The sequence below is a fragment of the Paraburkholderia kururiensis JCM 10599 = LMG 19447 genome (assembly GCF_003986935.1).
Taxonomy (GTDB): Bacteria; Pseudomonadota; Gammaproteobacteria; order Burkholderiales; family Burkholderiaceae; genus Paraburkholderia; species Paraburkholderia kururiensis.
The window spans coordinates 211,060-236,157 of sequence record NZ_RJZE01000001.1; the positions used below are offsets into that span (position 1 = coordinate 211,060).

At 62.8% G+C, this 25,098-nt stretch carries 25 protein-coding genes; 20 read left to right on the forward strand and 5 right to left on the reverse strand.

What is annotated here, in order from left to right:
* Window position 1: 1 nt before the first annotated feature.
* The 9 genes from PKKP23_RS00930 (at window position 2) to PKKP23_RS00970 (ending at window position 6,987) form a co-directional block, all read left to right on the forward strand.
* Entirely contained in the window at window positions 2–1,222 is a 1,221-nt protein-coding gene (locus tag PKKP23_RS00930; RefSeq protein WP_126875445.1) for an NRAMP family divalent metal transporter, read from the forward strand.
* Complete coding sequence (locus PKKP23_RS00935) at window positions 1,222–1,584, forward strand: hypothetical protein (protein ID WP_126875446.1); 363 nt, start codon at window positions 1,222–1,224, stop codon at window positions 1,582–1,584. The genes PKKP23_RS00930 and PKKP23_RS00935 overlap by 1 nt, the downstream gene beginning before the upstream one ends.
* A complete protein-coding gene (locus PKKP23_RS00940) occupies window positions 1,581–1,889 on the forward strand; it encodes a hypothetical protein (protein ID WP_126875447.1) in 309 nt (102 codons plus the stop codon). Before PKKP23_RS00935 ends, PKKP23_RS00940 begins: the two co-directional genes overlap by 4 nt.
* A 186-nt stretch (window positions 1,890–2,075) precedes the next feature.
* Window positions 2,076–2,492, forward strand: a complete 417-nt coding sequence (locus tag PKKP23_RS00945; RefSeq protein ID WP_042300758.1) for a DUF488 domain-containing protein — start codon at window positions 2,076–2,078, stop codon at window positions 2,490–2,492.
* A 61-nt stretch (window positions 2,493–2,553) separates the two neighbouring features.
* Entirely contained in the window at window positions 2,554–3,375 is an 822-nt protein-coding gene (locus tag PKKP23_RS00950; protein ID WP_126875448.1) for an alpha/beta fold hydrolase, read from the forward strand.
* Between the two features lie 63 nt (window positions 3,376–3,438).
* Window positions 3,439–3,768 (forward strand): hypothetical protein, encoded by a 330-nt coding sequence (locus PKKP23_RS00955; RefSeq protein ID WP_017774032.1) that lies wholly within the window; start codon window positions 3,439–3,441, stop codon window positions 3,766–3,768.
* A 106-nt stretch (window positions 3,769–3,874) separates the two neighbouring features.
* Entirely contained in the window at window positions 3,875–5,077 is a 1,203-nt protein-coding gene (locus tag PKKP23_RS00960; RefSeq protein ID WP_126875449.1) for an amino acid aminotransferase, read from the forward strand.
* 300 nt (window positions 5,078–5,377) lie between these two features.
* Complete coding sequence (locus tag PKKP23_RS00965; RefSeq protein ID WP_017774034.1) at window positions 5,378–6,778, forward strand: L-lactate MFS transporter; 1,401 nt, start codon at window positions 5,378–5,380, stop codon at window positions 6,776–6,778.
* A gap of 80 nt (window positions 6,779–6,858) precedes the next feature.
* Window positions 6,859–6,987 carry an MFS transporter small subunit gene (locus tag PKKP23_RS00970; RefSeq protein WP_017774035.1) on the forward strand — a complete coding sequence of 43 codons (129 nt, stop codon included), beginning with the start codon at window positions 6,859–6,861 and terminating at the stop codon, window positions 6,985–6,987.
* A gap of 126 nt (window positions 6,988–7,113) precedes the next feature.
* Here the strand turns inward: PKKP23_RS00970 and PKKP23_RS00975 are convergent, their stop codons facing one another.
* The gene (locus tag PKKP23_RS00975; protein WP_126875450.1) at window positions 7,114–7,818 is read right to left on the reverse strand and encodes a glutathione S-transferase N-terminal domain-containing protein; all 705 of its coding nucleotides are present in this window, start codon (window positions 7,816–7,818) and stop codon (window positions 7,114–7,116) included.
* 245 nt (window positions 7,819–8,063) lie between these two features.
* Between PKKP23_RS00975 and PKKP23_RS00980 the strand changes: the two genes are divergently transcribed.
* The 4 genes from PKKP23_RS00980 (at window position 8,064) to PKKP23_RS00995 (ending at window position 11,787) form a co-directional block, all read left to right on the forward strand.
* Window positions 8,064–8,492 (forward strand): PPC domain-containing DNA-binding protein, encoded by a 429-nt coding sequence (locus PKKP23_RS00980; RefSeq protein ID WP_126875451.1) that lies wholly within the window; start codon window positions 8,064–8,066, stop codon window positions 8,490–8,492.
* 345 nt (window positions 8,493–8,837) lie between these two features.
* The gene (locus PKKP23_RS00985) at window positions 8,838–9,905 is read left to right on the forward strand and encodes a zinc ribbon domain-containing protein (RefSeq protein WP_126875452.1); all 1,068 of its coding nucleotides are present in this window, start codon (window positions 8,838–8,840) and stop codon (window positions 9,903–9,905) included.
* 142 nt (window positions 9,906–10,047) lie between these two features.
* The gene (locus tag PKKP23_RS00990) at window positions 10,048–11,139 is read left to right on the forward strand and encodes a TAXI family TRAP transporter solute-binding subunit (protein WP_126875453.1); all 1,092 of its coding nucleotides are present in this window, start codon (window positions 10,048–10,050) and stop codon (window positions 11,137–11,139) included.
* A 186-nt stretch (window positions 11,140–11,325) separates the two neighbouring features.
* Window positions 11,326–11,787: an SRPBCC family protein gene (locus PKKP23_RS00995; RefSeq protein WP_017774040.1), complete on the forward strand. Its 462-nt coding sequence runs from the start codon at window positions 11,326–11,328 to the stop codon at window positions 11,785–11,787.
* 68 nt (window positions 11,788–11,855) lie between these two features.
* Here the strand turns inward: PKKP23_RS00995 and PKKP23_RS01000 are convergent, their stop codons facing one another.
* Window positions 11,856–12,350, reverse strand: coding sequence for a cupin domain-containing protein (locus tag PKKP23_RS01000; RefSeq protein ID WP_126875454.1), 495 nt, complete (start codon window positions 12,348–12,350; stop codon window positions 11,856–11,858).
* Between the two features lie 765 nt (window positions 12,351–13,115).
* On the opposite strand from PKKP23_RS01000, the gene PKKP23_RS01005 reads away from it, so the two are divergent.
* Together PKKP23_RS01005 and PKKP23_RS01010 are read left to right on the forward strand one after the other, a co-directional pair.
* Window positions 13,116–14,147: an extracellular solute-binding protein gene (locus tag PKKP23_RS01005; RefSeq protein WP_420873177.1), complete on the forward strand. Its 1,032-nt coding sequence runs from the start codon at window positions 13,116–13,118 to the stop codon at window positions 14,145–14,147.
* A complete protein-coding gene (locus tag PKKP23_RS01010; protein ID WP_126875456.1) occupies window positions 14,144–15,964 on the forward strand; it encodes a sensor domain-containing diguanylate cyclase in 1,821 nt (606 codons plus the stop codon). Before PKKP23_RS01005 ends, PKKP23_RS01010 begins: the two co-directional genes overlap by 4 nt.
* A 49-nt stretch (window positions 15,965–16,013) precedes the next feature.
* Here PKKP23_RS01010 and speB read toward each other — a convergent pair whose 3' ends face one another.
* From speB to PKKP23_RS01025, 3 genes are all read right to left on the reverse strand, one after another.
* The gene (speB, locus tag PKKP23_RS01015) at window positions 16,014–16,976 is read right to left on the reverse strand and encodes an agmatinase (protein ID WP_126875457.1); all 963 of its coding nucleotides are present in this window, start codon (window positions 16,974–16,976) and stop codon (window positions 16,014–16,016) included.
* Window positions 16,977–17,096: 120 nt separating this feature from the next.
* Window positions 17,097–18,587 carry an aldehyde dehydrogenase gene (locus PKKP23_RS01020; protein ID WP_126875458.1) on the reverse strand — a complete coding sequence of 497 codons (1,491 nt, stop codon included), beginning with the start codon at window positions 18,585–18,587 and terminating at the stop codon, window positions 17,097–17,099.
* Between the two features lie 82 nt (window positions 18,588–18,669).
* On the reverse strand, window positions 18,670–19,239 hold the full coding sequence (locus PKKP23_RS01025) for a cupin domain-containing protein (protein WP_026121288.1): 570 nt from the start codon (window positions 19,237–19,239) through the stop codon (window positions 18,670–18,672).
* Window positions 19,240–19,625: 386 nt separating this feature from the next.
* On the opposite strand from PKKP23_RS01025, the gene PKKP23_RS34385 reads away from it, so the two are divergent.
* The 5 genes from PKKP23_RS34385 (at window position 19,626) to PKKP23_RS01055 (ending at window position 24,997) form a co-directional block, all read left to right on the forward strand.
* On the forward strand, window positions 19,626–19,847 hold the full coding sequence (locus tag PKKP23_RS34385; protein WP_232833271.1) for a hypothetical protein: 222 nt from the start codon (window positions 19,626–19,628) through the stop codon (window positions 19,845–19,847).
* A 307-nt stretch (window positions 19,848–20,154) separates the two neighbouring features.
* Entirely contained in the window at window positions 20,155–20,955 is an 801-nt protein-coding gene (locus PKKP23_RS01040) for a gamma-glutamyl-gamma-aminobutyrate hydrolase family protein (protein ID WP_126875459.1), read from the forward strand.
* A gap of 31 nt (window positions 20,956–20,986) precedes the next feature.
* Window positions 20,987–22,321: a glutamine synthetase family protein gene (locus PKKP23_RS01045; protein WP_017774048.1), complete on the forward strand. Its 1,335-nt coding sequence runs from the start codon at window positions 20,987–20,989 to the stop codon at window positions 22,319–22,321.
* A 28-nt stretch (window positions 22,322–22,349) separates the two neighbouring features.
* Entirely contained in the window at window positions 22,350–23,783 is a 1,434-nt protein-coding gene (locus PKKP23_RS01050) for an aspartate aminotransferase family protein (RefSeq protein WP_126875460.1), read from the forward strand.
* A 92-nt stretch (window positions 23,784–23,875) separates the two neighbouring features.
* On the forward strand, window positions 23,876–24,997 hold the full coding sequence (locus PKKP23_RS01055) for a polyamine ABC transporter substrate-binding protein (protein ID WP_126875461.1): 1,122 nt from the start codon (window positions 23,876–23,878) through the stop codon (window positions 24,995–24,997).
* Window positions 24,998–25,098: the final 101 nt, after the last annotated feature.

The window sequence follows — 25,098 nt, forward strand, 5'->3', positions numbered from 1 at the left end:
GATGAAGAAATTGCTCCAGATATCGCTCGGCGTGGTGACGAGTGTGGGCGGATTCCTCGAGATGGGATCCATGTCCACGTCGGCACAAGCAGGCGCAGGCTTCGGGTATCGGCTGGGTTGGGCGCTCGTGCTGGGCACGCTCTGCATCGCGTTTCTCGCCGAAATGGCGGGCCGCTTCGCCGCGGTCAGCGGTCATACGATCGCCGACGGCATGCGCGACCGTTTTGGCTTCAAGCTGTTCTTGTGGCCGCTCACGGCGACGCTGCTCGTCAATCTGCTGGTGCTGGTGGCCGAGATCGGGGGCGTCTGCATCGCGCTGGAACTCGCCACGTCCATTAGTTACCGATGGTGGGCGCTGCCGGTCGCCGCGCTCGCCTGGCTGCTGTTGTGGAAAGGCACATTCGGCCTGATCGAGAAAGGGGTCTCGCTGCTCGGACTCGTGACGTGCTGTTTCATTGTCGCGGCGTTGTTTGCGCGACCCGACTGGCACGCCGTCGCCGCGGGGTTAGTGCCCCGCCAACCACCACACGATCCAGCCAATTACTGGTTCATCGCCGTCAGCATGCTGGGCGCTTCCATCACGCCCTCGCTGTTCCTCTTCTATTCGTCGGGCGCGATCGAGGACAAATGGGACCGCCGTATGCTCGGCGCCAACCGCGCCATCTCGGCGTTCGGTATGGGCTTTGGAGGCACGATCGCGCTTGCGGTACTGATCGTGGCAGGCGCCGTGCTGATGCCTCAAGGCGTGCAGCAAGTGGAGGACTACAACCAGTTGCCGCTTCTGCTGGTGCCCACGCTAGGCACGGCCGGCTTCGTGCTGCTGGTGCTGTCGCTTGCCATCGCGTCGTTCGGCGCGACGCTCGAGATCGCGTTGCAGCAGGCCTACATGCTCGCGCAAGCGTTCGGCTGGCGATGGAGCGAAGATGCTAAGCCGCGCGACAACGCTGGATTCAGCCTGACCTATACGGTGTCGCTGCTGCTCGCTGCGCTGCCCATTGTGTGCGGTGCCGATCCGCTGAAGGTCACCATCGTCTCGATGGCGCTCACCGCCGTAAGCCTGCCGTTCAGCGTGTTTCCGTTTCTGGTGCTGATGAACGACACAAGCTATGTGGGTAAGCACGCCAACGGTATCGTCGCGAATCTTTCCGTCATCCTGATCGTTTCGCTTTCGTTCGTGCTGGCCGTGGTGACACTGCCGCTCGAAATTCTCGGAGGGTCGTGATGGAACTGGTGCGCGATCTGCTCGACAAGCAACTGATCGATCGCAACGGCGTCAACACGGGCCGCGTGGACGGCATCGTCGTGGAACTGCGCGAAGACGGGCCGCCGCGGCTCGTTGCGCTCGAAGCGGGTCCGGCCGTGCTCGCGTATCGCGTCGGTCCACGTATGGGGCGCTGGGTGACGTGGCTCGTGAACCGGTTCCGCCGCGCTCGCGACGCAGGCCGTTGCCGCATTCCATGGTCGCAGATCACGTCGGTAGACCTTGACGTCGCGATCGACATCGACGTGAACGAGACGCCACTGCTCGCATGGCAGCGCTGGGTTGCCCGGCGTCTCGTACGTTTGCCGGGGAAAGGCGAATGACGCTCGTGAACATCGAACTCATGGTGGGACGCACGGTTCGTACGCAGGATGGCAAGCGTGTGGGCCGGATCGAAGCCATCTGCGCGCACCGGGAAAACAATGGCGATGCCTGGGTAGTCGACGAATTCCACGTGGGGCCTCATGCGCTGATCGAGCGCCTCTCGCTTTCCGTGATTGCAGCGCTGCTGCCAGCGGCGCTGCGTCCCGAGCGCAGCCCACGGCCGTATCGTATAGCGTGGCAACAGATGGACCTCTCCGATCCGTGGTATCCGCGTTTGATTCGCGGTGCCGAGGTGCGTCTCTGAGCCGGCAGCAACGCCTCAAATAGTCACGCTCTCTGCCGACGGCCGCACAATATGGCACGAATAGGGCATTTCCCGATTGAGGTCGATAGCGAATCTATCGACATTCGTAACGCCCGTTTTCGAGAGCCGCGGCACGGCGGATGACCTGCGGCTACTCTTGCTATAGAAACGAAAGGAGGATTCCCGATGGCAATACGCATCGTAAGACTCGGCGAGCCACGCGAGGCCGATGAAGGTCTGCGTCTTGGCACCGTGCGTCGGCCACCGCGCGGCGTGCCGAAGGACGAGTTTGCGAGCCGCGACTACTACGACGTGTGGTTGCCGCAGCTTTCGCCCGAACCCGACCTCGTGAAGCAGGCCCAGGCGGCCCAGGCCAATGGCGACGCGAAGACGTGGGCCGCCTTCGTGAAGCACTTTCGCGCCGAAATGAACAAGGGCGACTCGTCGCGGCTGCTCGACATGCTCGCAGCGCTCTCGCATCAAACCAACTTCTCGCTTGGCTGCTATTGCGAAGACGAATCGCGCTGTCACCGCTCCGTGCTGCGCGCGATGCTGGAGGAACGCGGCGCGAGCATGGCCGGCCACAAGAACAAAGGCAGCTAAAAACAACGGTGCCGCGCGAAGCGGACCGCATAACAACCAACAACATCAGGGAGCACACGCCGTGAAGGAAACGCTTGTCATAGACGGCATCGATGTGATCGTCGAAAGCGAAGGGAACGGGGAAAGCGCGGAAGCGTCGAGCCGCGAGACCATCGTGATGATCCACGGCTGGCCGGACACGTATCGCCTGTGGGACCGTCAGGCCGAGCACTTCAAGACACGCTACCGCTGCGTGCGCTTCACGCTGCCGGGCTTCGATATCGCGAAGCCGCGCAGGGCGTTCTCGCTCGATGAAATCGTCGAGACCATCCGCCACATCGTGGAGCGCACCTGTGGCGATGGCAAGGCCATCATGATGCTGCACGACTGGGGCTGCGTGTTCGGCTATCAGTTCTGTATGCGCCACCCCGAGCGCGTGGCAAAGATCATCGGCATCGATGTGGGCGACGCGGCCTCGCGGCAGTATCTGAACTCGCTCACGGTGAAGAGCAAGGCCATGATCGTGGGCTACCAGGTGTGGCTTGCAATTGCGTGGCGAGTCGGTGGCGGAATCGCCGATCGCATGACGAAGTACATGGCGCGGCTGCTGCGCGTGCCATCCGACGCGGCCTTCATCGGCTCGCACATGGACTACCCGTACTTCATCCAGTGGACCGGCGCCCACGGCTCGTTTCGCAACATGATGAAGCTCGCGCCCGCGTGCCCCATGCTGTTCGTTTACGGCACGCGCAAACCGTTCATGTTTCACTCGCCGCAATGGGCCGAGGCGCTGGCTGCACAGCCCGGCAGCAAGGTGTGCGCGATTCGCGCGGGGCACTGGGTCATGGTGGACAACGCGCAAGCGTTCAACCAGACCGTGAGCGAGTGGCTGGCTGCAGGCTGAACGGGCCGCGCGATATCATCACGTTGCCCCCATTCCACCACCCTTCCCTGTCAGGCAGACGTCATGGCGCGCGACCGAGGTCTCGAGACACTCTTGAGCGAAGAACTGGGCGCGCTGCCCGGGCTCACTGAAAAGGCCATGTTCGGCGGCTGGGTGTGGATGCTGTACGGCAACCTGCTGTGCGGGGCTCGACTGGACGGCATGCTGGTACGCCTCGGCAAAGGCAACGAGGGCTGGGCGCTGAAAACGCCGGGCATTGCGCCCATGATCTCGCAAGGCCGCGTCATGCCGGGCTGGGTCTGGGCCGCGCCGGAGGCCTATGGCAAAGACGCGTTGCGCCGCAAACTGATCGACGGGGCGCTCGAATTCGTGCGGTCGCTGCCGCCTAAATGAGCGCGCCTTCGATCAGGTTGCAGCGCACCGTCCCAATTGAATGAAGCCGATGCGGCGCAGCGACGCCGCCCCATCGGCCCGCACTGTTTCGTATCGAGGAGACGTCATGTTCGAACACATTCCCGCCTATCCCGGCGATCCGATCCTGAGCCTGAACGAAGATTTTCAGCACGACCCGCGGCAGAACAAGGTCAATCTGAGCATCGGCATCTATTTCGACGATGCGGGCAAGCTGCCCGTCATGGCGGCCACCGGCAAGGCCGAAGCCGCGCTGCTCGGCAACATCACGCCGCGCCCCTATCTGCCGATGGCGGGCCACGTCCAATATCGCGACCTCGCCCAGGCGCTTGTCTTCGGCGCAGAGCACGAGGCACGCAAGAGCGGCCGTATCGCGACGCTTCAAACGCTGGGCGGCTCCGGCGCCCTGAAAATCGGCGCCGACTTTCTGAAGCGCTATTTCCCCGGCGCGCAGGTGTGGATCAGCGACCCGAGTTGGGAGAACCATCGCGCCGTATTCGAGGGCGCGGGCTTCACCGTCAACACCTATCCCTACTACGACGACAACACGGGCGGCCTGCGCTTTCGCGACATGCTGGAAGCGGTGAAGACACTGCCCGCGCAGAGCATCGTGCTGCTCCACGCGTGCTGCCATAACCCGACAGGCGTGGATCTGACCGACGATCAATGGGCCGAACTCGTGCCCGTGCTGCGCGAGCGCAAGCTGATCCCGTTCGTCGACATGGCGTATCAAGGCTTCGGCGCGGGTCTGGACGAAGACGCCGCGTGCATCCGCATGCTGGCGTCGGCGGGCCTGCCGCTCGTGGTCGCCAATTCGTTTTCGAAGAATTTCTCGCTCTACGGCGAGCGTTGCGGCGGCTTGAGCGTGGTTTGCGAATCCGCGGATATCGCGCGCAACGTTCAAGGTCAGCTCACGGCCACCGTGCGAGCGAATTACAGCAATCCGCCCACGCATGGCGCGCGCATCGTGGCCGCCGTGCTGGGTACGCCCGAATGGCGCGAGTCGTGGGAACGCGAACTGGCGTCCATGCGCGAGCGCATCATCGCCATGCGTCACGCCATTCACGAAGGCCTGAAGGGTCACGCCGACGACCGCATGCGGCAACGCTACCTCGCGCAGCGCGGCATGTTCACCTACACGGGACTCACTGAACCCCAGGTGCTGCGCCTGCGCGAAGAACACGGCGTTTATGTGCTGCGCTCCGGCCGCATGTGCGTGGCCGGCCTGAACGCAAGCAACGTCGAATACGTTGCGCGGGCCATCGGAACGGTGCTTTCGACCAGCGCTTAATCTGTTCAGTATCTGGGCGCGCGCCCTTTTTAGCGGGCTTTCCCCTATCCCGCCGGGCGCGCTTCTCAATACGTACCGTTGCAGTGCGGCATGGCGCGGCCCTATAAGGGGAACCCCGAACCCGACCTCAAGCTGGCGCCAGACGGCAAATTGCCGTCGCTTTTATGCATTTTCGTATCATATTGCCAAGTCTCTGCCCGGGTCCTATCGTTGTCGGCGCATCATTACGGCCTCGCTTAAATCCTACAAAAAAACGCGACAGAGCCGATAACCAGACGAACACACCTACAGGAGACACCCATGAGCAGCATCTCTGAGCCGGAAGGCCGGGCCGGCTCGCCCGCGTTTTTTTCCAAAGAAGCCACTGTTGCCCGCCCCGGCTTTTCACGCTGGATGGTGCCCCCCGCCGCGCTTGCCGTGCACCTGTGCATCGGCCAGGCCTACGCTTTTTCAGTGTTCAACGCACCGCTCACGAAGGTGATCGGTATTACGCAATCGGCGCCGGGTGACTGGTCGCTGACCACACTCGGCTGGATCTTCTCGCTCGCCATCGTGTTTCTGGGCCTTTCCGCTGCCTTCGCCGGCAAGTGGCTCGAACACGTGGGCCCGCGCCGCACCATGTTCACCGCAGCATGCTGCTTCGGCGGCGGCTTCATCGTCTCGGCTATCGGTGTGTGGCTGCATCAGATCGTGCTGCTCTACCTCGGCTATGGCGTGATTGGCGGCATCGGCCTCGGGCTCGGTTACGTGTCGCCGGTTTCGACGCTGATCCGCTGGTTCCCGGACCGCCGCGGCATGGCCACCGGCATGGCGATCATGGGCTTCGGCGGCGGCGCGATGATCGCTGCACCGCTCTCCGTCGCGCTGATGAACCACTTCAAGAGCGACACGAGCGTGGGCGTGGCTGAAACGTTCATCGTGCTCGGCATCGCGTATTTCATTTCGATGTCGATCGGCGCGCTTGCCATCCGCGTGCCGCCCACCGGCTGGAAGCCCGAAGGCTGGACGCCACCGGACACCTCGCACCGCATGATCACGCGCAATCACGTGCACATCGATCAGGCGCTGAAGACGCCGCAGTTCTATCTGATCTGGCTCGTGCTGTTCCTCAACGTGACGGCGGGCATCGGCATTCTGGGCCAGGCTTCCGTCATGATTCAGGAGAGCTTCAAGAACACCGTCTCCGCTGCGGCCGCTGCGGGCTTCGTGGGTCTGCTGTCGCTCTTCAACATGGGCGGACGTTTCGTGTGGGCCTCGGCCTCCGACTGGGTGGGCCGCAAGAACACCTACTTCATCTTCTTCGTACTGGGCGCGGTGCTCTACTACTTCGTGCCCGGCTTCGCGGCTTCCGGCAACATCGCGCTCTTCGTGCTGGCCTACTGCGTGATTCTCTCGATGTACGGCGGCGGCTTCTCCACGGTTCCCGCGTACCTCGCCGACATGTTCGGCACCGCGTTCGTGGGCGGTATTCACGGCCGGCTGCTGACGGCGTGGGCGGCCGCGGGTGTGGCCGGCCCCGTGCTCGTCAACTACATCCGCGCCTATGAAGTGGCGCACGGTGTTGCGAAGGCCGACGCCTACACGATGACGGTTCACATCATGGCCGTGCTGCTCGTGGTGGGCTTCATCTGCAACCTGCTGGTCAAGCGTGTGGACGATCGGCATCACATGACCGACGCGCAACTCGCCGCGGACCGTTAATCGATCGACGCGAACGCACAAACGCAGACACGCACGCCGCACAGACACACGCGGCACAGACCGCAAACAAGGAGACTTTCATGAGCAATACGGCCGCGCCGCATCCCACCAACAAGGCCCTGATGGCGCTTTTCTGGGCCTATGTGCTGATTCCGCTGGCGTGGGGCGTCGTGAACACGCTCTTACAGGCAATGAAGCTGTTCAGCTGATCTTCCGCTGCTTCTCCGCTGCAAGCGGCAAGCACCGGGCGGCAAAACGACAGAAGGCCGGGCAGATGCCCGGCCTTCTGTTTTAGCGGCACGTTGGCAGCACGCTTCGCTGCCGCCACCTGCGCTTCAACTGCGCTTCGGAATGTCCAGCGCCCGCTGCACCGCAGGCCGCGCGACGAATACATCCAGCACGCGTCGCACGTTCGGGAAGTCCTGAAAACCAACAAGGTCGCCTGCCTCGTAGAAACCCACCAGGTTACGCACCCAGGGGAACGTCGCCATGTCGGCAATCGTGTAGGCGTCGCCCATGATCCACTCGCGTCCCGCAAGGCGTTGCTCGAGCACGCCGAGCAGCCGGCGCGATTCGGCGACGTAGCGCTCGCGCGGACGCTTGTCCTCGTACGCCTTGCCCGCGAATTTGTGGAAGAAGCCCACCTGCCCGAACATAGGGCCGATGCCGCCCATCTGAAACATCACCCACTGAATGGTCTCGTAGCGGCCTTCAGCGTCCTGCGGAATGAACTGGCCCGTCTTGTCGGCGAGATAGATGAGGATTGCGCCCGACTCGAAGAGACCGAACGGGCGGCCCGCTGGCCCATTGGGATCGACGATGGCGGGAATCTTGTTGTTGGGATTGAGCGAGAGAAATTCCGGCGACATCTGGTCGTTGTTCTCGAAGCTCACGAGTTGCGGCTCGTATGGCAAGCCGGTTTCTTCGAGCATCACCGACACCTTGACGCCGTTCGGCGTGGGCAGCGAATACAGCTGAATGCGATCGGGGTGTTGTGCGGGCCATCTGGCCGTAATGGGAAACGCGGACAGTTCGTTCATGCGAAGGTCCTTCATGGTGAATGGAGGAAACAGGAAGCCGTGAGCAAGACCGGCCTCGAGCGATGACGAATGCAATCGATGCCCGCCGAATTCTATCTGCTTCGCGGTTTTGTCACAGGAAAGCCATTTGCCTGCGCGACGGTCACTCGTGGCGTGATGACGTGTTCAAATATCCGACGAAATTCGCCGCGAGGAGCGGTGTGTGTTGCGTCCCGATTTGCACGCCTTCAACCTGGACCCGAACGATGCAAGCCCTTCCTCTTAGTTCTGCTCTTACTCCGTTACGCCTCGTACCCGGCGACGACGTTCGTATCACGCTTCAGCACGCATTGCGCGACGCCGGTCTGCAGGCCGCGTTCGTCGTTCAGGGCATGGGCAGTCTCAGCGTGGCGCAGTTGCGATACGCGGGCGCGCAAGACGCCACGGCACTGCATGGCGATCTCGAAATTCTCACGCTCGCGGGCTCGCTGTCGCCAGATGGCCCGCATCTGCATATGTCCGTTGCGAACGCTCGCGGCGAAGTCTTCGGTGGACACGTGGCGCCTGGCTGCATCGTTCGCACCACCGCGGAGATATTGCTCGCACTGCTGCCCGAGCACCGTTTCTCGCGCGAAATCGATCCGCGCACGGGCTTCGCCGAACTCGTCGTTCGTCATGCCCGGCACGATGAATGAGTGGCGCACGAGCACGGTTTCATCGGACCATTGCGCGTCATTCATCGAAGCCGTTCGTGTTCGTATTAGAAATGGCTCGCTGCGAAGCGCGCTATGCAGAAGGCACATTTCGTCGTCCGGAATAGCGGTCGAGCCCACACTGTAGGTGAGAACGGCGATTGACCTTCTGCGATAAACCTCACATATTGTTCGAGCGGCCATCCCCGTCGGCACCGTGGGTGCCGATGCCAATCGCGGTGCCAATCGCGATGCCAGCAGGCGATTTAGCGGCAGGCGTTACCGCACGCGTCTGCCGCGATGCAGAGCATGCCTCACGTCGTTCTCCAACGCCGTCAGGACCACCGCATGTTCACTCAGACAGCCCGACATCAGCGTTCCCCCACACCATCATGCAGGCGCTGCGGCACGGCGCTCCGCGAGCACGTCGCGTTCTGCCCGTATTGCGGCGTCGATCACCCGCTTGCCGGGCCAGGCGAAACAACACCCGCCGCCCAGGCAAGCGTTGCGGCCGCCGCGATGCAACCGGCACAACACGCAGCGTTCGCCCCCGCCGCACCCACGGCCGCGCCCTACGCCGACGCCCTCGCCTCGCCGGAGAGCCCGGGCGCCACGCCCCGCGGCAAATCGCGTTGGGGCTTCATGCGCGCTGCGATGATCGTTACCGCGCTGACGCTCGTCTACGTGAGCGTGCTCCTGCTCACCGGCAATCATCCAGACAGACCGTCGGATACGGCCGATATCGCACGTACTGCAACGGGCTCCATCACGCCGTCCATGCAGAGCGCACCGTCCGGTGCCCCGGCGACGAACACCGCGAACGCCCCGCCAGCCACTGCGGACTCAGCCAGGCAGGCTCCGCGGTTTGCGAATCTCGTCGAGAGTCTGCGCGCGGCGCGCGCGAGCCTCGCCGCGAACAATCTCACCGATGCGCGCATTGCGCTCGACGCTGCCGCCGCGATGGAACCGAAACGCGAAGACGTGCGGCAATTCCAGCGTGACCTCGCCACGATCGAAGTGCGTCGCGACGCGGCGCTGCGCAGCGCGCGCCAGTGCGAGCAGAAACGTATGTGGCCCTGCGTGCGGGAATACGCGAACACCGCGCTCAGCATCGACTCCGGCAGCAACGACGCCAAGGCGCTGTTGCAACGCACGATTGTCGCGTCGGCGTGGCCAGCGCTTGCGCAACAGCAGGCGTCGCACGCTGCCGCAGGAGCCAGCGCACCGGCACTGGCGGCGCATGCAGCACGTGCAGAACCCAAGGGAACAGCGACGACCGACACGACAACGAACACAGCCAGCCCGCCCGACACCGCCGACATAGACGCCCAGCAACGCGCCATCGTGGAATCGGGCTGGAAGCATCCGCCGAACAACGCGACGAATCCGCCCGGCAGCACCGCGCCTGCGCAGTAATCGCACGCGCCGCCCCGCGACGATTCGCACCACCAGCACCTCGCACCCCGCAAGAAACGACGACCGTTTCAACACGCTTTGCGCTCCGCGCTTCCACGCTTTGGCGCGCGCGTGCTCCACGCTGAACGATGAGGGGACAACCATGCTGAAGACACTTCTCGGGCGATGGCTCGCACTGACGCTTGCGGCTTTGTTCGCGGCTTCTTCTTTGGCCGCAACGCCGCCGGCGCGCTACAAGATCGTGACCGGCCCTGAGCGCGGCACATACATCCAGATCGGTCAGGATCTGTCGAAATGGGTGGCGCAACCCGCGGGCATCGATCTGGAGGTGATGCCCTCGAAGGGGTCGGCGGAAAACGTGCAGCGCATGCGCTACGAGCCCGGCGTGAAGCTCGCGCTCGTGCAGTCGGACGTCTATCAGGCGTATCTCGACATGGCGAACGCGGGCAACGCGGATGCGGGCAGCGCGATTCGTCCGCTGCGGCTCATCATGCCGCTCTACGACGAGGAGATTCATTTCCTCGTGCGCGCGGACTCGCCGTTGCGAACCATCAACGAGATCAAGGACAAGACCATCAGCGTGGGACTGATAGGCAGCGGCACGGCGCAGTCGGCCACGACGTTGTACCGGCTGATGTTCGGGCAACCCATTCCCGAACAGAACGTGCAGCACTTCAGCAACGAAGACGCGCTCGCCGCGCTGATCGTGAAGAAGATCGACGTGGCCGTGGTGGTGGCCGGGCAACCCGCCAAGCTCTTCACCGACATGAACCCCGATTTGCTGCAGCAGCTGCGCATTCTGCGCGTGGACCCTTCCGCGCCCGAAACGGCACGGGCACAGCAGGCCTATTTCCCCGCAACGATCCGCACGTCGAGCTACCCGAACTGGCTCAAGGAAGACGTGCCCACGTTCACCGTGAAAGCGTTTCTCGTAACTTACGACTATGGCCTGCGCGACACCGTCTTCCATCTCAACCGCTTCGCCGATTCGCTTTGCGAGAACTTCGACAACCTTCAGGAGCACGGGCATCCGAAATGGAAGCAGGTCAAGCTGGAGTTGCCGAATCTCGGCAAGGGCTGGCAATACTATCCGCCCGTAGAAAGGCACCTGCGCGCGTGCATCGCCCGACGTGCGGAAGGCGGCAGCGGAGCGCCGCAACAAGCGGCCACGCGCAGAGCGCCGCCCAGAACGAACTGCACGAATCAGGAACGTCTGCTTCTGCTGTGCAAGTGAGAGGCTAGATCAAACGTTTGTATGAATCGGGCTGGGGCGTTGTACTTACCTCGTGGCCCTGTGCCTTGACATGCAACCTTATGGTTGCATATTATCCCCATCGACGGCAGCGGCTGCGTCGGCATGGCGCCCGACGTCTCACGGTGCCGCGCACGCACCTCATTCCCTGCACAAAGGAGCCCGATCATGGCCGGCAGCACCTTCGTCTACGTCACCTACATTCGCACCTCGCCCGAAGCGCTTTGGGAAGCGCTCACGAGCCCCGCGTTCATGAAGCAGTACTGGTTCGGCATGCATATCGAGGCCGAGTGGAAAGCCGGTGCTTCATGGAAGATGCTGTTCCCGGATGGGCGCGTGGCCGACACCGGCGAGATCGTCGCGTTCGACCCGCCGAAGCGGCTCGCCCTGCGCTGGCGTAACGAATTCAGGCCGGAGCTGAAAGAGGAAGGGTATTCGGTCTGCGTGATGGAGATCGAGCCTCAGCCCAACGCGGCCAAGCTCACGGTCACGCATGGGATGGAACGCGACCTGCCGGATTCCGGCTTCATCAAGGCCGTGTCGGGCGGCTGGCCGCGCATTCTGTCGAACCTCAAGTCGCTGCTCGAAACGGGCGAGGTGGTCGCAGCGGTGCACCCCGAGGTGCATTAATTGGGCGGCGCGACGGCCGCGAAGCGTGCCCTCGCGCCGACGGCCCGCCCAAGCCGGCTCAAACCCGCCTAAGACCGCCCCCGATCCGGCTTGCCATCGTGCGGGCCCATCTCGCGGGCGGGCCAGTCGGTCCATCGGTCCGCGCGCGTCGCCTCGTGCGCCTCATTCATCGGGTAGCGAATGCGGTTCTCGTCCTTCGGCGGCTCGCCAATCACCATCAGGCGCACTTCGGTGTCTGTGTTGTTGATGAACGTGTGGCAAATGCCGGTACCCGCGGGAAACGCCACGGAATCGCCCGGCTCGAGGCGATGCAAGTGGCCGTCTATCCACACGTCCGGCGTGCCTTCCAGCACGAACACAAACTCTTCTTCGGCGCTTTCGGCGTGCGGATACGACGTGCGCCGTCCGGGCAACAAGCGGTTGTGATGAATGCCGATGCGCGTCAGCCCCAACTTGCGGGCAAGCGGCGCGTTGATTGCCATGCGTTCGGTATCGCCGGCGTAGTGCTGGTTATCTTCGCCTTCCAGTTCCGTCCAATGGCGGATGAAGCCGGGTCGTTCCATGTGGGACTCCTCGTCGATGTTGCTTTCGCCCTTCCAACTTCGCCTCTCGCGCCGTGACTGCGCGCTCGCCATTTCAGAACGTGCAACGCGCGTTTTAAACACGTTAGTCATCGCGAATTTAACAATCATACGAAAATACGAAATAGCTCAACAGGCGCAATCTGCCACCTCATTCGACAAATTGGCCGGCACCACTAGAGCAGCGGCCGCTGCGGTTTGCGCCGAGTCCTTGCGGCATCTAAAGATTGCGCGGGCTAAGCCGTTAAAAGAGGGGCAGCACCTCGGATATCGCTCAGTGCCCGCTACATTGTTACCCGTCCAAAAAAGACGGATTTGATGCTATAAACGCGGGACGGCGCCGCAACGCGGCAACCTCTCTCGGGCGAAAAGCTTTATCTGAAGATTGCCGCCCAGCACCACTGCTACACCTTCAAACGCTATGCCGCAGCCCATACGGCTTCGGCTGCTTTGGCCATTGAGCACGCCCCTGGGCATACCCCGGGAGGCAGTTTTGAGTTTGTGCATGTGATCGCAAAGGACGGACAAATGCGCCTCGGCCTCGGCCCTTCCCCATTGCCCCGCCCGCGAAGCCGCCCGAGCCACGTCCGCCGGGGCAGCACTTCGCTCAAGGCGGCGCGCGCAGGCGGGAGTCTTTCTGGCAGCCGTGCGCGTTTTGTGTCGAACGCCTTCGCCGCTCCGTTCTTCTTCGCGTTCTGCGCGGCCCTGCTTCATTCCCTGGTGCGCGGCACTTCGGCGTTTCGTGCGCTGTTGCTTGCAATCGCGTTTCCCGGTTGCCTGCTCGCGACCCTGCCCGCGCTCGCCTACGACAACGTGTTGCGTGTGCTCGCATGGCCGGGCTATGCCGACAGCGACGTCGTGAAAACCTTTGAGTCGCGCTACAACGCGCACGTTGAAGTGACGTTCGTCGATTCGGACGAAGCACTGTGGAGCAAGCTGCATACGGGCGCGGCTCCCCAGTTCGACGTGCTGGCGGCGAACACAGCCGAGATTCATCGCTACACGCAGGAGAACCTGCTCGCGCCACTCGATCTCGCGAGCCTGCCGAATACGCAGCGTCAATTGCCGCGTTTTCGCGCGCTCTCGTCCATCAATGGGCTCACGCAGAACGGCAAGGCGTACGGTATTCCGTTCACCTATTCGTCGATGGGACTCATCTACGATCGCAAGCAGGTGCCGGTAGCCCCGCGCTCGATGAACGAGCTGTGGAATCCGCGCTACCGCGGCAAGGTGCTCGACTTCAACAGCGCTCAGCACAACTTCTCGTTCACTGCGCTCGCGCTCGGCTACACCCAACCGTTCCAGCTGAGCCCCGAGCAGATGCACACCATTGCGCTGAAGCTCGTGGCGCTGCGCCGCAATCTGCTGACCTACTACACGCTGCCTGAGGAAGCTACGGCGTTCTTCATGCAGCACAAGGTTGCGCTCATGTTCGGCAATTACGGCACGCAGCAACTCGAGCAGTTGCGCAAAGCCGGTGCCGATGTCGGTTACGTGATTCCCGACGAAGGTGCGCTCGCGTGGCTCGATTGCTGGGCGATGACGGCCGCAGCGAAGAACCGCACGCTTGCGCTCGAATGGATCAACTACATGCTCGAACCGGACGTGAGCGTGCTGCTGCCTCAACGTCAGGGGCTTGCCAATACGTTGACCGAACCATCGGGCTACACGAGCGAACACGCGCATCTCGTCTGGATCCAGCCGGTGGAAAACACCGAAGAGCGCGAGTCGCTGTGGAACCGCGTCGTATCGGGCGACCGTCCGGAGCGCTTCCAATGATCCGCTCGGGCCTGACTTTCAAGCTCTCGATTCTGCTCGCGCTGATCGGTGTGCTCGCCTCCGGATCGACCGGCTATTACGCGTATCGCGCCAATCGCACCATGCTGGTCGGCGAAGCGAGCCGCAATCTGCTCACCTCGACAGAGCTGCTCGGCCAGCGCTTCTCGCAGACCATCGACGACATGGCCGCCGACACGCTCGTACTTGCCGCCATGCCGTCGTCCTCGCTCGTTGCGGGCGCGACAGACGACAACGCCATCGGGCCAGACCGCACGCGGCTCTCACAAGTGTTCGCGAGCTTCATGAAGCACCATCCCGAGTACCTGCAGGCGCGGCTCATTTCACGCGACCGTTATGGCCTGGAACGCATCCGCTTCGACCGTGAAGGCGGGGGCGCCACCCAGGTCAAGGACGAGAACCTTCAGGAGAAAGGACAGTTCGCCTATGTGTTCGACACGTTGGCGCTGCCGCCGGGCCGCGTGTACGTGGGGCCCATCACCATCAACCATGAACGCGGCGCGCACTATGCCGAAGGCCGCCCCACGCTTCGTCTGGCTACGCCCGTCACGACGCCGGACGGGCGTGTAGTGGGCGTCGTGGTAGTGGACGTAGACCTCGCTGCCATGTTCGAGCGGTTGCGCGCCGACCTGCCTACGGCTTACGACGTGTATCTCGCCAACGAGTGGGGCGACTTCCTCGTGCATCCCGATGCATCGAAGACATTCGGCTTCGACAAAGGCCGCCGCGTCCTCATGCAGGACAGCTTCCCGGCCACGCTGCCGCTCTTCGAACGAACGACGGACACGTTGCTTCTCAACGGCCTCGCTCATCCCAAGCAGGCGCCGGGCGAAGTGCTCGCCTTCGTGCGGCGGCCCTTCGGGCAAACCGCCGGCAATCGCTTCATCGTGCTCGGTCTTGGCAAGCCGCTCGCGGGTGTACTGACGGGGGCCAATCTGCTGGGCGACCAGATCGTGCGCATGGTGCTGTTTTCGAGCGCGGTCGCCCTATTGCTTGCCATCCTGTTCGCCCGCGCGCTCACGAAACCGCTGCAGATACTGACCCACGCTGCCACGCACTTCCTTTCCGAGCACACCATGGACCCGCTGCCGCTCAGGCGCACGGACGAAATCGGCGTGCTCGCGCGCTGCTTCGACCGCATGCGGCGGGAGATCCGCTCACAGGTGAACGCGCTGCACGACAAGCAGCACGAACTCGTGCATCTTGCCAATCACGACATGCTCACGGGTTTGCCAAACCGCATGCTGTTCATGCACAGGCTTGAAACGGCAATACGCCACGCCGCCACGCATCACGACCGGCTCGCTGTGCTGTTCGTGGACCTGGACCGCTTCAAGCAGATCAACGACCAGTTCGGACATTCCGTGGGCGACAGCGTGCTCACGGCCGTTGCGCGCCGGCTGCAGCAAGTACTGACGGGCGGGCACACGGTGGCACGTCTGGGCGGCGACGAGTTCATCGTACTTGTGGAAGGCGCGCAGGCAACTGATCAGGCATCCGAACTGGCTGACTGCATCGTGCGCGCGCTCGACGACGACCTGCCCGTGGACGGCAAACGCATGACCGTAGGCGCGAGCATCGGCATTGCGGAGTATCCGCAGGATGGTTCGTCCGCCCGCGAACTGCTGCTCAACGCGGACGCGGCGATGTATGCGGCGAAGTCCGAGGGACGCAGTTTCTCGCTGCGCTATTGCCAGTTGCCGGAAGTGCAACGCCTGAAGGTGGCCGGGGCGAAGCCGGCGCAACGGAACGACACGGCGCCCATGCCGGCGCCGGACGACGCCGAGCCGGTGGAGTAAAGCACGGCGGCGTGCCCAATAGTTAACGCCGCCGCGCCCCGCCATCACATCAGCGTGCAGCCACCTTGCGCTGCCGCCACAAACAAAGCAGATCGCACGCAATGTGCGCGGCGGCAAGCGCCGTGATCTCGCTCTGATCGTAGGCCGGCGCCACTTCCACTACGTCCGCGCCCACCAGGTTCACGTTGCCGAGTCCCCGCACGATGGCGAGCGCCTGTGCAGACGAGAGTCCGCCTGCCACCGGCGTGCCCGTACCCGGCGCGAACGCGGGGTCGAGGCAGTCGATATCGAAGGTCAGATAGGCAGGGCGGTCGCCCACGATCGAAGCAATGCGCTCGATCGCAGCGCGCGGCCCGTGCTCATGCACCCACGCGGCGTCGAGCAAGTTGATGCCGAGGAAGTCGTCGTTCCACGTGCGAATGCCGACCTGCACCGACGTCTTCGGATCGATCAGCCCTTCCTTCACGGCCTTGTAGAACATCGTGCCGTGGTTGAGGCTGTCGGGGCTGTCGTCGGCCCAGGTATCGCAATGCGCATCGAAGTGAATGAGCGAGAGCGGCCGGCCGTACCTCTGCGCATGCGCGACGAGCAGCGGGTACGTAACGTAGTGATCGCCGCCGAACGTGAGCATCTTCGCGCCCGACTTCAGGATGGTGCGCGCATGCTCGACGATGGCCGGCTTGATCGAAAGCGGATTGTGCGCATCGAACCAGCAGTCGCCGTAGTCGATCACGGCGAGTTCGTCGAACGGATTGAAGCCCCACGGGTATGGGTGCAGTTCCGCGAGTTGCACGCTCGCCGCGCGCACCGCCGCAGGCCCGAGGCGCGCGCCGGAGCGAAACGTCGTGGCAAGATCGAGCGGTATGCCGGAGACAACGACATCTGCACCGTCGAGCGTTCGCGTATACGTGCGTCGCATGAACGAGAGCACGCCCGCGTAAGTGTTTTCGATAGAAGAACCGTAGAGAGAGGGGCGGCGGATCGCGCCGTCGCCATAGAGGATTTCAGTCATGGAATGACCTGATTGGAGGACCGACGCGTGCCCGCCTCACGGGCAACGTGCCGGCAGTCGGATTCATTGGGAACGCGGCGGTACGTTGCGTACGCGCCGCCGCGCTGGCTTGCGAATCCTTTAGCGCAGCCGCACGAGCGTGGACTTCAGCTCGGTGTACTTCTCCAGTGCGTGCAACGACTTGTCGCGGCCGTTGCCCGATTGCTTGTAGCCGCCGAAGGGGAAGTTCATGTCGCCGCCTTCGTCGTAGCAGTTGACCCACACGGTGCCCGCGCGCAGACGGCGGGCCACTTCGTGCGCCGTGGTGAGATTGCCGGTCCACACCGCGGCGGCAAGGCCATAGTCGCTGTCGTTGGCAATGCTGACCGCTTCGTCGATGGAATCGAACGTGATGACCGAGAGCACCGGCCCGAAGATCTCTTCACGCGCGATCTTCGCGTTGGGCGTCGTGTCGAACACGGTCGGCTCCACATAGAAGCCACCCGACGACTCGTTCACGCGAGCGCCACCCGTCAACAGCTTCGCCTCCTTGCGGCCTGCCTCGATATAGCCCAGTACGCGATCAAGCTGCACCTGGTCCACGATGGCCCCCATCGAGACCTTCGGATCAAGAGGATTGCCAGGCACATAGCTGCGCGCCGCGGCGATCAACTTTTCGATGAACGCATCTTTGATGTCGCGATGCACGAGCAGCCGCGAACCGGCCGTACACATCTCGCCCATGTTGTAGAAGATCGCGCCGGCCGCAGCGTTGGCGGCACGGTCCATGTCCGGGCAATCGGGCAGCACGATGTTCGGCGACTTGCCGCCCAGCTCCAGCCACACGCGCTTGAGGTTCGATTGCCCCGCGTACTGCATGATGAGCTTGCCCACGTTCGTGGAGCCGGTGAACGCAAGGCAATCCACGTCGTTGTGAAGCGCGAGCAGCTTGCCCGGTTCGCCGCCGCCCGGCACCACGTTGAAGACGCCCGCCGGAAAACCCGCTTCTTTCGCGAGTTGCGCGACCTTGATCGCCGTGAGCGGCGACTTTTCCGAAGGCTTCAGCACGACGCTATTGCCCGCTGCAAGTGCAGGCCCGAACTTCCATGCGGCCATCAGAATAGGGAAATTCCACGGCACCACGGCGGCCACCACACCAAGCGGCTCGCGCGTCACGAGCCCCACGAGATGATGGTCCGCGGGCGCGACTTCGCCGCCTACTTTGTCGATGGCTTCCGCGAACCATTCGACGCAATAGGCTGCGCCCGGTACATCGACAGTCGTCGTATCGCCAATCGGCTTGCCCGCGTCCAGCGTTTCGAGCAGCGCGAGTTCGTCGAGGTGCTCGCGCATCAACGCGGCCCAGCGCAGCAGAATGGCCTTACGCTTGCGCGGGTTCAGCCCCGCCCACACCTGCGCGTCGAACGCACGGCGCGCTGCGGCCACTGCGGCATCGACATCGGCCGCGCCGCAATCGGCAACCTTCGCGAGCACACGCGCGTCGATGGGGCTCACGCAATCGAACGTCTTGCCCGACTGCGCGTGGCGGTATTCGCCGTCGATGAATGCGCGCCCTTCGATTGCGAGCGTCGCGGCCTTGTCCTGCCAGTAAGCCAGAGTCGTCTTGTCCATCAGGATGCCTCAATGTTGGGCGGCTCGCGTCAGCGCACGCAGCACGACGCTACGTGCGAGTACGAACCGCGTTGGCGCAACGTCAGAAGGTTGGCGGCGAATTCGCCGACACCACCTCGCAGACGTGTTCCGCGCTGGGATTGCGAAAACGGTGCGGCAAGCGGCTTTCGAAGTAGTAGCTGTCGCCGGGGTCGAGCAGCCACGTGGAGCCGTCCACCGTCAGTTCGAGTTGTCCCGCCACGACGACGCCGCCTTCGTGGCCCGCATGCGTGAGCATCTCGGGGCCCGTATCCGAAAGCGGCTGATAGACCTCGCGCAAGATGCCCATGTTGCGGTCTTTCACGCTGGCGCCCGCAAGATAGAACTCGATGGAAGCGCTGCCAAGATTGGGCATCTCGCCGCGACGCGACACCACCGTGCGGTCTTCCACCACTTCGAACGTGAAGAACTCGGCGAGGCTCATCGGAATGCATTCGAGCAGCTTCTTGAGCGAACCTACGGAAGGACTCACGCGACTCTGTTCGATGAGCGAGATGGTGCCGTTCGTCACGCCCGCGCGCTTTGCCAGTTCGCGCTGCGAAAGCCCATGTTTCTTGCGCACGTAACGCAAACGGGTAGCAACTTCAGTGGACGTGGATGCGGCTTCGGACACGATGAGAGAACGTCGGAACACGACGGGTGGATTGGAAAAGTGTTGAATATTCTAATCACTTTCCCCCGTTTTCCGCCTGGGAAAACCCTGCAAGGTGTTCGAAATAATGGACACCTCGAGCGCCATTCCTTTTGCGAATGATTTATTCCGACCTCGGGGAAACCCCTGAGTCGGGTTTTCGAAAAAAAGATTTGACGGCGTTTTTGGCTCGTATATGCTGATCTACAAGGTCGGCATCACGGTGTCGTCACAATGCGCGGTTCAATCAATATGCTGCATCTGCGACGGCTCCCGGCAGCCGGCCAATGTCCCGATTCCTTAAACGCTACGTGCGTTTCATTGATCGGGGCGTTCAATACTTTCAACGTCGTCAGTCGAGTGTAATCGTGAGAGTCCGTGGCCCTCTGGTAAGGTGGGATCGAAGTCATGCGAGGTGTCTTCGCAGTGACTCGTCCATCTCCGACGGCAGTAGCGGCAGGCTTGCCTCTCGCCTGTTCCTGTCCGTCTTCACCATCCTGTCCCGTCGTTCGGTGCGGCGTCACAACGCTACGTCTGCGCGCGCGTTCATCGCCGTGCGCACCGACGAAGTCGCTTCGCTGCTGCCGTAGCGCCTCTCCTCCTTTCGCGGTTCGCTTCACCCGTCTATTGCGGCGCCTCGCTCGTGCGATGGTCCACGCCACGGTATGCGGTCGTCCGTTGCGCGCGCGCTTTAACTGCATTGCGCCGCACATTGGACCGAAGCGGACAGCCTACATGATCGAAACGCGCAGCGCGGTTCGCTAGCGTCGAACCGCCTGTAGTGCCCTTCAAGAAGCGGCTTACGCAATTTGCGTAGCCGAGGGGTCATGTCGTGCCTTTATTTTGTTAATCGCTATTGGCGAAACAAAAAAGGCAATAAAAAGGCAACGTGAAGTCATGCAAAAAAAGCCATTGGTCGGCGTAACAGCCGATAGAACCATGATGGGTTCGCACCCGTCGCACGTCACCGGCGAGAAATACATCGCAGCGGTGGTGGACGGCGCCGGCGCGCTCGCCATGCTGTTGCCCGCGCTCGGTGTGCGGCAGAGAGCGGCAGACATTCTGGATACGGTGGACGGCCTGCTGTTCACGGGCAGCTATTCAAATGTCGAGCCGCACCGTTATGGCGGCCACCCCAGCGCGCCGGGTACGCTGCACGACCCGGCGCGCGACGCCACCACGCTGCCCCTCATGCGTGCGGCCATCGAAGCGGGCGTGCCGGTGCTCGCTATCTGCCGCGGCTTCCAGGAAATGAATGTCGTGTTCGGCGGCACGCTGCATCAGGAAGTACATGCCGTGGACGGCCTCGACGATCACCGCGAGGACAAGAACGAGGAACTCCACGTGCAGTACGGACCCGCGCACGCCATTCGCCTCACGGCAGGCGGCGTGTTGCAGCGCCTCGCTTCAGGCGTCAGCGAAGCTCGTGTGAATTCGCTGCATGGGCAAGGCATCGAGAAGCTGGGCACAGGCCTCACGGTGGAAGCGGTCGCGCCGGACGGCCTGATCGAAGCGGTGAGCGTAGAAGGCGCACGTGCCTTTGCGCTCGGCGTGCAATGGCATCCCGAATGGAAGCACGCCGAAGACGCGCTTTCCACCGCGATCTTCCGTGCGTTCGGCGCCGCATGCCGCGAACGGATGCTTGCCCGAATACAGATCGGGGCCGACCTTCACGCGCCCATCGCCGTGAAAGTCTGAGCCGGCCCTCACAAAGACTGAGAGAACAATCATGCATGAAATAGACGAATTTCTGAAAAAGCATCACATCACCGAAATCGAAGCAATCATTCCCGACATGGCCGGCATTGCGCGCGGCAAGATCATTCCGCGCAGCAAGTTCGAATCAGGCGAGTCAATGCGCCTGCCGCAGGCCGTGATGATTCAGACCGTCACCGGCGAGTATCCGGAAGACGGCACCCTCACTGGCGTGACGGACCCCGATATGGTCTGCGTGCCCGACCCGTCCACCATCCGCATCATTCCCTGGGCCGTCGATCCCACCGCACAGGTCATTCACGACTGCGTCCATTTCGACGGCACGCCCGTTGAAATCTCCCCGCGCCGCGTACTGCGCCGCGTGCTCGATCTCTACAAGGCAAAGGGCTGGAAGCCTGTCATTGCACCGGAACTCGAGTTCTATCTGGTGGAAATGAACAAGGACCCGGACATGCCGCTCGCGCCGCCTATCGGTCGCACGGGGCGTCCCGAAACGGGCCGCCAGGCGTATTCGATCGAAGCGGTCAACGAGTTCGATCCGCTTTTTGAGGACATCTACGAGTACTGCGACGTACAGGACCTGGAGGTGGACACGCTCATCCACGAAGTGGGCGCCGCGCAAATGGAAATCAATTTCCTGCACGGCGACCCGCTCAATCTGGCCGACCGCGTGTTCCTCTTCAAGCGCACGGTGCGTGAAGCCGCGCTGCGCCATCACATGTATGCCACCTTCATGTCGAAGCCCATGGAGAACGAGCCCGGTTCCGCGATGCACGTGCATCAGAGTCTGGTGAGCGAGGAGACGGGCCAGAACCTCTTCACGGGCAGCGACGGCAAGGCCACCGACATGTTCTACGGCTACATCGCCGGCCTGCAGAAGTACACGCCGGCGCTCATGCCCATCTTTGCGCCGTACATCAATTCGTATCGCCGGCTCTCGCGTTTCATGGCGGCCCCCATCAACGTGCAATGGGGCTTCGACAACCGCACGGTGGGTTTCCGCATTCCGTACTCGTCGCCCGCTGCACGGCGTATCGAGAACCGTATCCCGGGCGTGGACTGCAATCCGTATCTCGCCATCGCGGCCACGCTCGCGGCGGGCTACCTCGGCATGACACAGCACCTCAAGCCCACCGACCCGCTCACGAGCGACGGCTACGAGCTGCCGTACCAGTTGCCGCGCAACCTGGAAGAAGGTCTCACGCTAATGGCCGCGTGCGAGCCGCTCAACTCGATGCTGGGCGAGAAGTTCGTCAAGGCCTATCTGGCGCTGAAGGAAACCGAATACGAAGCGTTCTTCCGCGTGATCAGTTCGTGGGAACGCAAACATCTGCTGCTGCACGTTTAAAACAACGCGCAGACACATTGGAGGCAACATGAGTTACCGGACAGAAGAAGCAGCATGGGTACAAGTGGCACCGGCCGCGCCCGTGGCGGGCGCGCAGCAACGTAGCACCGCGGAATACCGTGCGCTCGACGCGGCGCACCACATCCATCCGTTTTCGGACATGGGTTCGCTCAATCGCGCGGGTAGCCGCGTGATCGTGAAGGCGCAGGGCGTCTATCTGTGGGACTCCGAAGGCAACAAGATCATCGACGGCATGGCGGGGCTGTGGTGCGTGAACGTCGGGTACGGTCGCAAAGAACTGGCGGAAGCGGCCTACCGGCAGATGCAGGAGCTGCCCTACTACAACACGTTCTTCAAGACCACGCACCCGCCCGTCATCGAGCTTTCCGCGCTGCTGGCCGAAATCACGCCCGCACCGTTCACGCACTTCTTCTATTGCAACAGCGGATCGGAAGGCAACGACACGGTGCTGCGCACGGTACACCAGTACTGGATTACGCAAGGCAAGCCGTCGAAGAAGTACGTCATCTCGCGCAAGAACGCCTATCACGGTTCGACCATTGCGGGCGCCACGCTGGGCGGCATGGGCTACATGCACGAACAGATGCCTTCGAAAGTCGAGCACATCGTTCACATCGACCAGCCCTACTACTTCGGCGAAGCCGAGGCCGGCATGACGCCCGAGGCGTTCGGCCTTGCACGCGCGCAGCAGCTCGAAGCGAAGATTCTCGAACTGGGTGCGGAAAACGTAGCCGCGTTCATCGGTGAGCCTTTCCAGGGGGCGGGCGGCGTGATCTTCCCGCCCTCCACGTATTGGCCGGAGATTCAGCGTATCTGCCGCAAGTACGACATCCTGCTCGTGGCGGACGAAGTGATCGGCGGGTTCGGGCGCACCGGCGAATGGTTCGCACACCAGCATTTCGGTTTCGAGCCGGACCTCATCACCATGGCCAAGGGCCTCACGAGCGGCTACATCCCGATGGGCGCGGTGGGTCTGCACGAGCGCATTGCGAAGGCGATCATCGAGCACGGCGAGTTCAACCACGGCCTCACGTATTCGGGCCATCCGGTTGCCGCTGCCGTGGCGCTCGCGAATCTGAAACTGCTGCGCGACGGCAAGATCGTGGAGCGCGTGAAGAACGATACAGGTCCGTACTTCCAGCAACTGCTGCGCGAGACCTTCGCGGGTCATCCGTTGATCGGCGAGATTGCGGGTGCGGGCCTCGTTGCGGGGCTGCAGCTCGCGCAAGACCCGAAAACGCGCAAGCGCTTCGAAAACGGCGGCGACGTAGGCACGATTTGCCGCGACTTCTGCTTCAACGGCAACCTCATCATGCGGGCCACCGGCGACCGGATGCTGCTTTCGCCGCCGCTCGTCATCACGAGGCAGGAAATCGACGAACTCGTGTCGAAGGCGAAAAAAGCCGTCGACGCAACGGCGCAACAACTGGGTCTTTCGTAACTGCCACACCTTCGGACGGCGGCCTATGGGGTGCACCGCGGGGGTGTACCGGGGCGAGCCGCCGTCCGGCTCTCACCTTCAGGGGAATAACCATGCGTGTTTGTCATCTTCGTCATGCAGTCGCAAGTGCGGCGGTTCTCGTGGTCGGCGGTCTCGCGGCGTTTTCGAGTCCGGCGGTGCAGGCGGCCGACACCGAGTTGAACGTCTATAACTGGTCCGACTACATCGCGAAGGACACGATTCCGAACTTCGAGAAGCAAAGCGGCGTCAAGGTCAAGTACGACAACTACGACAGCGACGACACGCTGCAAGCCAAGCTGCTTGCAGGCAGCTCGGGCTACGACATCGTGGTGCCCACGTCGAACTACATGGCCAAGCAGATTCAGGCGGGCGTCTACCAGAAGCTCGACAAGTCGAAGATTCCGAATCTGGCGAACCTCGATCCCGTGCTGATGAAGATGATTGCCGACGCCGACCCGGGCAACCAGTACGGCGTGCCCTGGGCGTACGGCACCGACGGCGTGGGCTACAACGTGCAGGCCGTCAAGAAGGCGCTGGGCGACAACGCACCCGTGGATAGCTGGTCCCTCGTGCTCGATCCGCAGTACCTCTCCAAGCTCAAGGGCTGCGGCGTGTCGTTCCTGGATCAGGCTGTAGACGTGTTCGCCGCCACGCTGCAATACATGCACAAAGATCCGAACAGCACGAACCCTGCGGACTACCAGGCAGCGTTCCAGGTGCTCAAGCAGGTTCGTCCGTACATCACGCAGTTCAACTCGTCGGGCTACATCAACGACCTCGTGAACAACGACGTTTGCGTGGCGCTGGGCTGGTCTGGCGACGTCGGCATCGCACGCCGCCGCGCTCAGGAAGCCAAGCGTTCGTATGAGGTCAAGTTCTCGAACCCGAAGGAAGGCGGTCTGCTGTGGTTCGACGTGATGGTGATTCCGAAAGACGCGCCGCATCCCGAAGCGGCCATGAAGTGGATCAACTACATCGAAGACCCGAAGGTCAACGCCGCGATCACGAACGAGGTGTTCTACCCCACTGCGAATCACGCGGCTCGCCAGTTCGTCGTGCCCGCCGTTGCACAGGACACCACGGTTTACCCGCCCGAAGACGTGTTGAAGAAGATGACGCTGATGCGGCCGATGCCGGCAGACATTCTGCGTCTTGAAAACCGTCTCTGGGCTCAGCTGAAGACCGGTCACTAACCCGACGCGCACCACCATCCACGTTTGCGGAAAAGGCGTCGCTCGACACCTCTTCCGCGCGAAGTCAGCAATCCGGCAGTTCGGCAGCGCGCGTGCGAACG

Bases quoted from the DNA above. Each gene is read 5' to 3' on its own strand.
- PKKP23_RS00930 (WP_126875445.1), top strand. From the start codon at position 2: ATGAAGAAATTGCTCCAGATATCGCTCGGCGTGGTGACGAGTGTGGGC.
- PKKP23_RS00935 (WP_126875446.1), top strand. From the start codon at position 1,222: ATGGAACTGGTGCGCGATCTGCTCGACAAGCAACTGATCGATCGCAAC.
- PKKP23_RS00940 (WP_126875447.1), top strand. From the start codon at position 1,581: ATGACGCTCGTGAACATCGAACTCATGGTGGGACGCACGGTTCGTACG.
- PKKP23_RS00945 (WP_042300758.1), top strand. From the start codon at position 2,076: ATGGCAATACGCATCGTAAGACTCGGCGAGCCACGCGAGGCCGATGAA.
- PKKP23_RS00955 (WP_017774032.1), top strand. From the start codon at position 3,439: ATGGCGCGCGACCGAGGTCTCGAGACACTCTTGAGCGAAGAACTGGGC.
- PKKP23_RS00960 (WP_126875449.1), top strand. From the start codon at position 3,875: ATGTTCGAACACATTCCCGCCTATCCCGGCGATCCGATCCTGAGCCTG.
- PKKP23_RS00965 (WP_017774034.1), top strand. From the start codon at position 5,378: ATGAGCAGCATCTCTGAGCCGGAAGGCCGGGCCGGCTCGCCCGCGTTT.
- PKKP23_RS00970 (WP_017774035.1), top strand. From the start codon at position 6,859: ATGAGCAATACGGCCGCGCCGCATCCCACCAACAAGGCCCTGATGGCG.
- PKKP23_RS00975 (WP_126875450.1), bottom strand. From the start codon at position 7,818: ATGAACGAACTGTCCGCGTTTCCCATTACGGCCAGATGGCCCGCACAA.
- PKKP23_RS00980 (WP_126875451.1), top strand. From the start codon at position 8,064: ATGCAAGCCCTTCCTCTTAGTTCTGCTCTTACTCCGTTACGCCTCGTA.
- PKKP23_RS00985 (WP_126875452.1), top strand. From the start codon at position 8,838: ATGTTCACTCAGACAGCCCGACATCAGCGTTCCCCCACACCATCATGC.
- PKKP23_RS00990 (WP_126875453.1), top strand. From the start codon at position 10,048: ATGCTGAAGACACTTCTCGGGCGATGGCTCGCACTGACGCTTGCGGCT.
- PKKP23_RS00995 (WP_017774040.1), top strand. From the start codon at position 11,326: ATGGCCGGCAGCACCTTCGTCTACGTCACCTACATTCGCACCTCGCCC.
- PKKP23_RS01000 (WP_126875454.1), bottom strand. From the start codon at position 12,350: ATGGAACGACCCGGCTTCATCCGCCATTGGACGGAACTGGAAGGCGAA.
- PKKP23_RS01010 (WP_126875456.1), top strand. From the start codon at position 14,144: ATGATCCGCTCGGGCCTGACTTTCAAGCTCTCGATTCTGCTCGCGCTG.
- speB (WP_126875457.1), bottom strand. From the start codon at position 16,976: ATGACTGAAATCCTCTATGGCGACGGCGCGATCCGCCGCCCCTCTCTC.
- PKKP23_RS01020 (WP_126875458.1), bottom strand. From the start codon at position 18,587: ATGGACAAGACGACTCTGGCTTACTGGCAGGACAAGGCCGCGACGCTC.
- PKKP23_RS01040 (WP_126875459.1), top strand. From the start codon at position 20,155: ATGCAAAAAAAGCCATTGGTCGGCGTAACAGCCGATAGAACCATGATG.
- PKKP23_RS01045 (WP_017774048.1), top strand. From the start codon at position 20,987: ATGCATGAAATAGACGAATTTCTGAAAAAGCATCACATCACCGAAATC.
- PKKP23_RS01050 (WP_126875460.1), top strand. From the start codon at position 22,350: ATGAGTTACCGGACAGAAGAAGCAGCATGGGTACAAGTGGCACCGGCC.
- PKKP23_RS01055 (WP_126875461.1), top strand. From the start codon at position 23,876: ATGCGTGTTTGTCATCTTCGTCATGCAGTCGCAAGTGCGGCGGTTCTC.